This window comes from Lacinutrix sp., assembly GCF_037625555.1.
GTDB lineage: Bacteria > Bacteroidota > Bacteroidia > Flavobacteriales > Flavobacteriaceae > Lacinutrix.
In genome coordinates this window covers 1-9511 of record NZ_JASJHV010000048.1, presented here as the reverse complement: position 1 = coordinate 9511, position 9511 = coordinate 1, and the positions used below count along the sequence as shown (strand labels likewise).

12 protein-coding genes and 1 pseudogene are annotated in these 9511 nt (G+C 29.2%); 6 read left to right on the top strand and 7 right to left on the bottom strand.

What is annotated here, in order from left to right:
• Positions 1 to 421 (top strand): hypothetical protein (locus QNK89_RS03780; RefSeq protein ID WP_340169633.1); only part of this gene is annotated, 421 nt, incomplete at its 5' end.
• A gap of 67 nt (positions 422 to 488) precedes the next feature.
• Here the strand turns inward: QNK89_RS03780 and QNK89_RS03775 are convergent.
• The 4 genes from QNK89_RS03775 to rlmD all read right to left on the bottom strand — a co-directional run bounded on the left by QNK89_RS03775 (position 489) and on the right by rlmD (position 4051).
• Positions 489 to 1208: a DUF6048 family protein gene (locus tag QNK89_RS03775; protein ID WP_340169632.1), complete on the bottom strand. Its 720-nt coding sequence runs from the start codon at positions 1206 to 1208 to the stop codon at positions 489 to 491.
• The gene (locus QNK89_RS03770) at positions 1174 to 1698 is read right to left on the bottom strand and encodes a hypothetical protein (protein WP_340169631.1); all 525 of its coding nucleotides are present in this window, start codon (positions 1696 to 1698) and stop codon (positions 1174 to 1176) included. The genes QNK89_RS03775 and QNK89_RS03770 overlap by 35 nt, the downstream gene beginning before the upstream one ends.
• A 275-nt stretch (positions 1699 to 1973) precedes the next feature.
• The gene (locus QNK89_RS03765) at positions 1974 to 2471 is read right to left on the bottom strand and encodes a hypothetical protein (protein WP_340169630.1); all 498 of its coding nucleotides are present in this window, start codon (positions 2469 to 2471) and stop codon (positions 1974 to 1976) included.
• A gap of 167 nt (positions 2472 to 2638) precedes the next feature.
• Positions 2639 to 4051, bottom strand: coding sequence for a 23S rRNA (uracil(1939)-C(5))-methyltransferase RlmD (gene rlmD, locus QNK89_RS03760; RefSeq protein WP_340169629.1), 1413 nt, complete (start codon positions 4049 to 4051; stop codon positions 2639 to 2641).
• A 357-nt stretch (positions 4052 to 4408) separates the two neighbouring features.
• On the opposite strand from rlmD, the gene QNK89_RS03755 reads away from it, so the two are divergent.
• The 3 genes and pseudogenes from QNK89_RS03755 to rocD all read left to right on the top strand — a co-directional run bounded on the left by QNK89_RS03755 (position 4409) and on the right by rocD (position 6579).
• A complete protein-coding gene (locus QNK89_RS03755) occupies positions 4409 to 4771 on the top strand; it encodes a sigma-70 family RNA polymerase sigma factor (RefSeq protein WP_340169634.1) in 363 nt (120 codons plus the stop codon).
• A gap of 3 nt (positions 4772 to 4774) precedes the next feature.
• Positions 4775 to 5157, top strand: a pseudogene (locus QNK89_RS03750) (DUF6768 family protein).
• A gap of 141 nt (positions 5158 to 5298) precedes the next feature.
• Complete coding sequence (gene rocD, locus QNK89_RS03745; protein WP_340169628.1) at positions 5299 to 6579, top strand: ornithine--oxo-acid transaminase; 1281 nt, start codon at positions 5299 to 5301, stop codon at positions 6577 to 6579.
• A 52-nt stretch (positions 6580 to 6631) separates the two neighbouring features.
• Here the strand turns inward: rocD and QNK89_RS03740 are convergent, their stop codons facing one another.
• Complete coding sequence (locus tag QNK89_RS03740) at positions 6632 to 7045, bottom strand: DUF2752 domain-containing protein (RefSeq protein WP_340169627.1); 414 nt, start codon at positions 7043 to 7045, stop codon at positions 6632 to 6634.
• A complete protein-coding gene (locus tag QNK89_RS03735; protein ID WP_340169626.1) occupies positions 7038 to 7322 on the bottom strand; it encodes a CD225/dispanin family protein in 285 nt (94 codons plus the stop codon). The genes QNK89_RS03740 and QNK89_RS03735 overlap by 8 nt, the downstream gene beginning before the upstream one ends.
• 240 nt (positions 7323 to 7562) lie before the next feature.
• On the opposite strand from QNK89_RS03735, the gene QNK89_RS03730 reads away from it, so the two are divergent.
• Both QNK89_RS03730 and QNK89_RS03725 read left to right on the top strand, forming a co-directional pair.
• Positions 7563 to 7766, top strand: a complete 204-nt coding sequence (locus QNK89_RS03730) for a hypothetical protein (RefSeq protein WP_340169625.1) — start codon at positions 7563 to 7565, stop codon at positions 7764 to 7766.
• A complete protein-coding gene (locus tag QNK89_RS03725; protein WP_340169624.1) occupies positions 7763 to 8326 on the top strand; it encodes a Smr/MutS family protein in 564 nt (187 codons plus the stop codon). Before QNK89_RS03730 ends, QNK89_RS03725 begins: the two co-directional genes overlap by 4 nt.
• Positions 8327 to 8339: 13 nt before the next feature.
• Here QNK89_RS03725 and QNK89_RS03720 read toward each other — a convergent pair whose 3' ends face one another.
• On the bottom strand, positions 8340 to 9254 hold the full coding sequence (locus tag QNK89_RS03720) for a hypothetical protein (protein ID WP_340169623.1): 915 nt from the start codon (positions 9252 to 9254) through the stop codon (positions 8340 to 8342).
• Positions 9255 to 9511: the final 257 nt, after the last annotated feature.

Below are 9511 nucleotides of genomic sequence, written 5' to 3'. Positions count from 1 at the left end.
AGTATTTGTTTTTGGAATTTTATATGCATTTAAAACAGAAACTTTTAATAAGCATTTAAAGTGGTTTGCAAATATAAGTGTTGTTATTTTACTCTTAAGTCTTTATAATATATACTTTTGGTACTTATCTCATTTAGGATTTATTATACTTTTCCTTTTTGTTTACTTAATCTTTAAGAAGTATCATTTCCCAAATTTACTAATGCGATTTATTATTTTTACAGGCGGTTTGTCTTACTATTTATTTGCCGTTCACGGATTTTTAAGAAAGCCATGGGTAGGTTTGGCTAATAAATCAGAATCAAATCTTATGAATTATTTGTTTTTAGCACTCTTTTTAATTGTGTCTTATTGTGTAGCAATAGTTGTAAGAAGAATTGAGAAAATGTATTTAGCCATTATAAATAAAAAAAATAAATAGTATTTTTATTTAAGACTTTTTAATATTAAAAGGCTTATTAAAACATTTTTTATTGCTTATCAGTTGTTTAATTAACTTTCTTAAATATAGGTATAAAGTAAGATATTGTATAGCCATATCCTACACCAAAATTCCCACTATCGTAGGTTTTATTAAAACCAGGAATGAAAAGATTTTCAAAGTTTTCTGGATTCTTATTAGTTATTGTGCCTTTTAATTGTGCATTAAAGCCAATAAATAAGTTTTTTAATACTTCTGCTTTAATCCCAATTATTAGTTCTAACCAAGTTGCAGATAAGCCATTAAATTCTTTACTTTCTATGTTAGTGTATTGTGGTTGCCAAAATTGGTTTTCATTATAAACAGTATAGCTATTTCTAGTTTGTGAAAAAGTACTAAAACCTGTTCTAAAACCGCTATATATCATATTATTCATGCCTAACCAATTGGTAAACATATTATAATCTACACCTAACTTTAGATAACTACCGCTTGCAGTAGCGTTTAAAAAATCTGTTGCAGTTGTTTTCTCTTCGTTACCAATCTCTCCAGCAATATATAGTTTTTTGGTAATTCTAAAATCTCCATTTATTTCAAAACCCGAATAGTCTTCTTCTATTGTGGTTCTAAGAAGTTTACTAAAATCTACACCTAAGCGTAATCCATATTTTTGAGTGTATTTTACAGAATCTATTGCTTTAAGTTCTTCCTCTTGAGCACCAATTTGCATACAAGCAAGAAGTATAAAAAAACTAGTGACGTATTGTAAAGTGTATTTTATCTTCATTTATTACAGATTGATTATCATTTTCTGGTACAGCAAATTCCATCCAGTTGTCTCCATCGTCTTCAATAATTATTTCTACATTTTCAAAAATAGTTTTATAGCCACAAGCACGAGAAACATAAATTTCTCTAGTACTATATTCTATATAGATAACATCGTCGTTTCCTGTGATTGTACCATCCTCATTTTCATAATCTTTATAGACACGGTATTTTGTAATTCCTGTTTCTAATTCTTCAATATTTGTTATTAATGGCAAAAGCATTTGGTCTTCTGTAACACTATTATAGTCTGTTAAAACACGTGTTGCATCGTCTGCATCTTCAACACGTAATTTGGTGACATTTTTTGTATTATTACTTAAAATAAGGTCTCTAAATTCTACAACCATCTTTGGAGTAGTAGGTGTGTCTTCATCGCATAAATCATCTCGTTCGCAGCTAAAAGCAATACATATAAGAAGTAGAAGTAGGGTTGCAATTTTTTTCAAATTAAGATTTTATTAAATTAGAAAGAATTTCTGTTGTAATTGGTTCACTTGGTCTATACTGAGAATCCAGAATATAGCAGTTTTCCTTTTTTATCAATTATATTGTAATTTGGACAACCAATAAAATTAAGAACATTCTTTAAAGCTTTATTTTGTTTTTTGTTACAAAATAGTGTTTTCTACTAACTTTATATTCTGCGATTGTAGGTTTCCAAAGTTTTTCTTCCGAAAGATGGCAAATGTATACAAATTCAACCTCTTTACAGAATTTATCATTAAGAAATAGGTGTAGCTTCTTTAAATTCAGAATTACAAGGCGCACACCATGTTGCCCAATTATCTATAAAAATAATCTTACCATTAGCCTTGGTAATAATCTCATCTAAAAAATTGTTTGCAGCATTAGATTTAAATTCTAATAATTCTGCTTCTATAGGGAGAATAGGGTTTTCAAGTAAGTTTTTAATTGTTTCGTATTCATTATTAATTGCATCTTGAAAAGGAGAATTAAAAAAAAGACTGTCTATCAATTTTTTATTATTCTCGTATAATGCTATATCGTTATTACTAAAAGCAACATTTAAAATTTCGTTTACACTAAGTTGTTGTAAAAGTGGATTGTTTTTAGTTTTATTAATAATGAATTTTAAACGTCCATTTGAAAATTCTTTAGCATCATGTTTTCCTTTGTTTTTCTCATTGTATGTAAGGAAATTAAAGGATAGTGTTAGAGAATTAAAATTCTCTATTTTAAAGCATCGTGGTTCTAGCACAAAAGATGTTGAAGTTAGTGATGCATAAATGCATTCATTGTTAAGTACTGTTATTGAAGAATAATTTTAAATAAATAGTGTAAATTACATACTATAAAATATTAAAAATCCCAATGCATATTATAATATATTGGGATTTTTTAGTACTGAAGTTTAGTGTTATTAATTTATCTTAATTCTAATAAAACAATATTTTCTACATGATGTGTTTGCGGAAACATATCTACAGCTTGTGTTTTAGTTACTTTATAAATAGCATCCATTAGCTGTAAATCTCTTGCTTGTGTTGCACTGTTACAACTAACATAAACTATTTTTTGAGGAGCGATATTTAAAATCTGTTTTACAACATCTTTATGCATCCCATCTCTTGGTGGATCTGAAATAATAACATCAGGAGTTCCATGTGTATTAATAAATTGCTCGTTAAAAACGTTTTTCATGTCTCCCACATAAAACTCTACATTATTTATACCATTAAATTCTGCATTTTGTTTAGCAGCAGTAATTGCATCAGGTACAGACTCTACACCAATTACTTTTTTTGCTTGTTTGGCTACAAATTGTGCTATAGTACCAGTTCCAGTATATAAATCGTAAACCAATTCATCTCCTTTTAAATTAGCATACTCACGTGTTAGTTTATATAATTCAAAAGCTTGAGCAGAATTTGTTTGATAAAAAGATTTAGCATTTATTTTAAATTTTAAACCTTCCATTTCCTCGAAAATATGGTCTTCACCTTTGTAGCAAATAACCTCTTGATCGTAAATAGTATCGTTAGCCTTTCCATTAATAACATACTGTAAAGAGGTAATCTGTGGAAATGTCTCAGACACATAATCTAGTAACAATTCACGCTTCGCTTTGTCTTCCTTAAAAAACTGTACCAAAACCATTATATCTCCTGTAGAAGATGTTCTAAGCATCAGGGTGCGCAATAATCCTGTTTGGTTTCTAGTATTAAAAAATTCAAGATCGTTTTCTATTGCAAACAATCTAATAGCATTTCTTATAGCATTAGAAGGGTCTGCTTGTAAATGACATTTCTTAATATCAAGTATTTTGTCCCACATTCCAGGAATATGAAAACCTAACGCATTTCTATCTCCTAAATCTTCATCGCTTTGAATTTCGTCAAGAGTTAACCAACGGCTATCACTAAATGAGAATTCCATTTTATTTCTATAAAAGTACTGTTCAGCAGCTGCTTTTATAGGTGTTATTTCAGGTAATTCTATATGTCCTATTCTAACCAAGTTATTTGTAACTTCTTTTTGCTTGTAAAATAGCTGGAACTCATAGGCCATATCTTGCCATTTACAGCCTCCACAAACACCGTAGTGCTCACAAGCAGGTTCTGCTCTTTTATCACTTAATGTATGGAATGTGGTGGCCTTGCCTTCATAATAAGCTTTTCGCTTTTTAAAAGTTTGTACATCTACAACATCACCAGGTACTGCATTTGGTAGAAAAATCACTTTTCCATCAGGTGCCTTTGCTACCGATTTTCCTTTTGCAGCAGTATCAAAAACTTCTACATTGGTAAATACTTTTTTTCTGTTTTTACTTCTTGCCATAGCTGCAAAAATAATAATAGCAGTAAACAAAATCTATGTAAATTGAATTATCTTTAAAAAACTTCAAAATAAAATGAACCTTTCACCTTTTTCTTCGTCTATAGAGTATGGAAGAAACAATAATTACAAGCCAAATTATAGTATTATAAATCAGGCTCATAGAATTATTTAAAACACATTTAATTGAAAACAGATAAACGTGTAGATGCTAAATTGGTAAAAACTTATCTCTCTGGAGATCAAGAAGCTTTAACTGCTTTGGTAAAAAGATAGCATTTAACATTTTGTAAAAAAGCGTTTTGGATAGTTATAGATGCAGATTTATCTAAAGACATAGCAAAAGAGACTTAGCGAACAATAATAAGTAAACTAGATACCTTAAAAGAGACTTCTAGTTTTGGTAGTTGGGCTTTATGTATTGTGTATTCAAAATCTTTAGACGAGTTACGAAAAACTAATACATTAGATAATCAACAAAAAATATTAGATAAACAACAAGCAGAAATTGAAGATATAGAAGATGAACGCGCTGCATTAAAAATAAAAATTTTAAAAGCAATTAATAAGCTTCCAGAACAGCAAAAAATAGTAATAAAACTATTTTATTTGGAAGACTATTCACTAAAACAAATAAGCAAAACATTAAAAATAACAATTGGAACAGCAAAATCAAGGTTGTTTTATGCTAGAGAAAAATTAAGATTAATACTAAAAAAATAAATTATGAAAAATAAAATGGAAGACATCGACCTATTAATAAAAGAGACTTTATCTCAAGAAGAAGCAAAATTTTATGATGCATTAGAAGAACAAAATGTGCTAGAAATGGTTTTCGGATTATTTAAAGGAAAAAATGCTAGGGTTCTTATTGCAATGAATATTGTTACAGTTGTTTTCTTTGGCTTATTTATTTATTGTGTTATACAATTCTTTGAATCAGAAGCAACTAAAGCGCTCATTAAATGGGGATTAGGAAGTGTTATTTTTTTACTTGGAGTAAGTATGCTTAAGATTTTTGCTTGGCTTCAAATGGATAAAATTCTATTTTAAGAGAGTTAAAACGATTAGAATTACAAGTATCTTCTTTGTCTGGAAAAATTTCATAATAAGATTTTAAGAAGCAAGTAATATTTAGTAATTTGCAAGTCCTAGGGATGATTTCTTTCCCACGCTGAATTTTCGTCACTTCGAAAGGAAAAAGGTAGATAAGGAATGGATATTTTATTCATTATTTAAACGCATTTAAAATGGCTGTATTAGAACAATTAACATCGCAACAAGCGATGGATTTAGAAAAAAAGTATGGAGCACATAACTACCATCCGCTTCCTGTTGTATTAAGTAGAGGAGAAGGAGTTCATGTTTGGGACTTAGAAGGCAAACAATATTACGATTTTCTTTCGGCTTATTCTGCTGTAAACCAAGGGCACTGTCACCCAAAAATTGTTGGAGCAATGACAAGTCAAGCAAAAACATTAACCTTAACCTCTCGTGCATTTTATAACGATATGTTAGGTAAGTTTGAAAAATATGCAACAGAAACTTTTGGTTACGATAAGTTATTACCAATGAATACTGGCGCAGAGGCTGTTGAAACAGCTTTAAAACTATGTAGAAAATGGGCTTACGAAGTAAAAGGTATTAATGAAAATGAAGCTGAAATAGTTGTATGCGAAAATAACTTCCACGGAAGAACAACTACAATTATATCGTTTTCTAACGATCCTGTGGCTAGAAAAAACTTTGGTCCTTACACCAACGGATTTATTAAAATAGAATACAATAATCTTGTAGCTTTAGAAGAAACGCTTTCTGGTAATAAAAATATCGCTGGATTTTTAGTAGAACCTATTCAAGGTGAGGCTGGAGTTTATGTTCCTACCGAAGGTTATTTAGCTAAAGCAAAAGCATTATGCGAAAAATATAACGTTTTATTTATTGCAGATGAAGTACAAACGGGTATTGCAAGAACAGGACGTTTGTTAGCAACTTGTGGTAATTGTACGTGTGCAGATAAGCATTGTTCGGGAACACCAGAAGTTAAAGCAGATATTTTAATTCTTGGTAAAGCATTATCAGGAGGCGCTTATCCGGTTTCAGCGGTATTATCTAATAATGAGATAATGAATGTTATACAACCAGGGAATCACGGTAGTACATTTGGAGGAAATCCTGTTGCTGCTGCAATTGGTATAGCTGCTTTAGAAGTTATTAAAGATGAAAACCTTGCTGAGAATGCTCAGGTTTTAGGAGTGTTATTTAGAGCTGAATTAACTAAGTTTATTGAGACTTCAAACATTGTAAATGGCGTAAGAGGTAAAGGTTTATTAAATGCAATTTTAATTAACGATACAGAAGAGAGCGATACGGCTTGGAATATTTGTATGGCTTTAAGAGATAATGGTTTATTAGCAAAACCTACACATGGAAACATTATACGTTTTGCACCACCTTTAGTAATCACTAAAAAACAATTGTTAGATTGTGTATCTATAATAACAAAAACGTTAAAGCAATTTGAAGCTTAAATACCATAATAAAAATATATTTTTAAAGCAATCTCTAAGGAGGTTGCTTTTTTTATGGCGCAAAAACGGCAAATGGATAATAATCTACATTTCTTAGTATCCAATAAAGGATAATAATTACAAGTATAACTTTTATAACCTTAGAGTTGTTAAGCAAGCTTTTAAATTTTTTTACATAGTATTTTTCTAAGCCGAACAAGACTGCTTTATAAATTAAAATAATTACTAGTAAAACAAGTAAAAGGTTATGTTTTAAACCTGTTAAAATATTTCCTTGTAGTATGTGGTGTAAAGCGCGTTGGCTTCCACAACCAGGACAATGTAAACCTGTAGTACTATAAAAAATACATTTAGAAAAATAGTTACTATTCGAAGGGTTGTATAAAAAATATAACGCTATTATTCCACCAGTAAATAGTAGAATAATAACGCTTAAAACTATATTTTGTATTGTTTTTTTATGCATCTAAAGCTCCTACAGCTGCAAGGAAAACAATAAATATTAAATATAAAACTATTGCTATAACTCCTGTAGAAAGACCAGCAATTCCCCAATTTTTAGCTTTTTTAGAAGATGATTCTGCAAGCTCATAATTACCATCATTATAAGCACTATCTACCTTTGTAGAATATATTATACTTACAATACCCAATGGCATACAGCAAGCAATTGTACTAATTATAGCTAATGCCAAATAGTTGCTTGGTCTTGGAGGTTTATTGTTGTTTACTATTTGTTCCATTTATGTTTAGTTAATTTATCTTTTCAAGATTCATTGGTTATAAAAATAATAATAATAATTATAAAATACGCTATTGCTAAACTTTAATAATTTTATTTATGCTTTAAGTAGTTCTTTAGAATTTAAATTGATAACATAAATTCAAATAATTATTTAAAGAATGAAGTAGTATATTATTCTAATTATAGTTTTTAGAGAAAGTGTGCATTCAAAATATTTATATTTGCTTTTTAAATGAATATGAAAAACAAAAACACAATAAGTTATTTACTTATTTTAATAGGAGGAAGTATTGCTATCTATGCAAATGCAAACGAAGAGCAAAATATCCTTCTGCTTACTATAGGTATTATAACACTAATGGCTGGTTTATATATAATTAATAAATCCTTAGCTAGCAAACCACCAAAAAACGATTATAGAATTAATGATGAGGAAGAATGAGTTTTAAAATAGGTGATTACGTATACGTTTTAGATGAAGCGCTTTCAGGAAAAATTATAAAGATTGTTGGTTCTGAAATTTATATCGAGGATGAAGATAGTTTTGAATTAACTTTTAGTCCTTCAGAAATTGTAAAGAAAGAAGATGATAGCCTAAAAAGACAAGTATTTAGTAGTAAAAGTTTAAATCAAGTACTTTCTGAAAAAGCTTTAGACAAACATAGAAGCGTTCCTAAAGTTAAACCAAAAAAACGCTTTATGCCTACTATGGAAGTAGATTTACATTTACATCAATTGGTAAAGTCTGAAAAACATTTAAGTAGTTATGATAAAAAAATAATCCAGTTGGATACAGCAAAGCATAAGCTGGAGTTTGCAATGCAAAAGAAAATACAGAAAATTGTATTTATTCATGGAGTAGGAAAAGGCACTCTAAAATTAGAATTAGAATATCTCTTTAAGCGTTATAATAACTTAAAATATTATGATGCAGATTATAAAAAATATGGACAAGGTGCGACAGAAGTTTATATTTATCAAAATATAAAGCCACACGATTAAATTAAAGTTTATTCTAAAATTCTGGAGTTACTACTCTTGAGATTGTAGATGATAAAGTACCAAAATCTAAAACATCTTGTGTTAGTACAGACAAAGTAATACCTGTAAGAGTAAGTGTAATTTGAAAACTTTGCTGTATTGTATGCTCTCTATAAGCTGTAGCAGGAACATTGTTAGTTACTACATTGTTTAAATAATCTGGTCCAACTGTATTATTATCAATATCGTTTGCTGGATTTTGATCTTGAGTCTGGCCTTCTTCATTAATTGTTAAAATAGTGTCTCCATCATCATCTGTATCTAGATAATTAGGTATACCATCACCATCTGTATCTTCAGGATTTGTTAATGGATCGTTATCTGTATCCATATCACTAAAATCTGCAAGTTCTGAAGCTGTTAATACATTGTCACCATCATCGTCTGCGTCTAAATAGTTTGGTAAGCCATCACCATCTGTATCATCATTATCTAAATCACCATCACCATCGATATCTTCAAGTTCTGCAGGTATACCATCGTTATCGTCTTCTGTTAAAACAGTTTCAAAAGTAGCAGTAACACTTGAAGCATAATCATTAGTAACACCAAGGTTTGCAGGAGGAATAACACTACAAAATACATCACTTGTAATAGTATTGCTATAAGTTCTATAGTTAAATTGAGTATTTGTAAATACAGGATTAAAATCCACTAAGTTCACCAATAAAGGGTGGTCTAAATCTACTTCTGTTTCAATTAAATCTTCTAATGTAGTATCTACTAATAAAGACAACGATTCGGTTGGTTCTGTTTTAATTTTAAAGCAAACTAATTCACCACAAGTATCAAAGGTTTCATCGAAATCTAATGCTGTTGTAATTATATCACCATCGTCACAATTTGTAAAAAGTAAAGCTAAGGCTAAAAAAGAAAAAATAATTCTCATGTGTTTTTTATTGTTTTTTAATGGCAGATATTGTTTGCTATTAATACTTCTATTTCAAGACAATATTTGTTACAAGCTCGTTTCATATATTTTAGATAATGCAACAAAAATAACAGAATTGAGTAAATGATACTATAGCTTATGGTAATTAATTTTATTTGACTTATTTTTGACACCAATAAATTACTCATTATCCTTTTCAATATAGCTATTTCAAAGGATTATTTGTAAATATTAAAGTTTTCCCAAAAAAATGA

What these genes read in the sequence shown, in the direction of transcription:
- QNK89_RS03725 (WP_340169624.1), top strand. Translation starts at nt 7,763, where the DNA reads ATGAGTTTTAAAATAGGTGATTACGTATACGTTTTAGATGAAGCGCTT.
- QNK89_RS03740 (WP_340169627.1), bottom strand. Translation starts at nt 7,045, where the DNA reads ATGCATAAAAAAACAATACAAAATATAGTTTTAAGCGTTATTATTCTA.
- rlmD (WP_340169629.1), bottom strand. Translation starts at nt 4,051, where the DNA reads ATGGCAAGAAGTAAAAACAGAAAAAAAGTATTTACCAATGTAGAAGTT.
- QNK89_RS03735 (WP_340169626.1), bottom strand. Translation starts at nt 7,322, where the DNA reads ATGGAACAAATAGTAAACAACAATAAACCTCCAAGACCAAGCAACTAT.
- QNK89_RS03720 (WP_340169623.1), bottom strand. Translation starts at nt 9,254, where the DNA reads ATGAGAATTATTTTTTCTTTTTTAGCCTTAGCTTTACTTTTTACAAAT.
- rocD (WP_340169628.1), top strand. Translation starts at nt 5,299, where the DNA reads ATGGCTGTATTAGAACAATTAACATCGCAACAAGCGATGGATTTAGAA.
- QNK89_RS03775 (WP_340169632.1), bottom strand. Translation starts at nt 1,208, where the DNA reads ATGAAGATAAAATACACTTTACAATACGTCACTAGTTTTTTTATACTT.
- QNK89_RS03730 (WP_340169625.1), top strand. Translation starts at nt 7,563, where the DNA reads ATGAAAAACAAAAACACAATAAGTTATTTACTTATTTTAATAGGAGGA.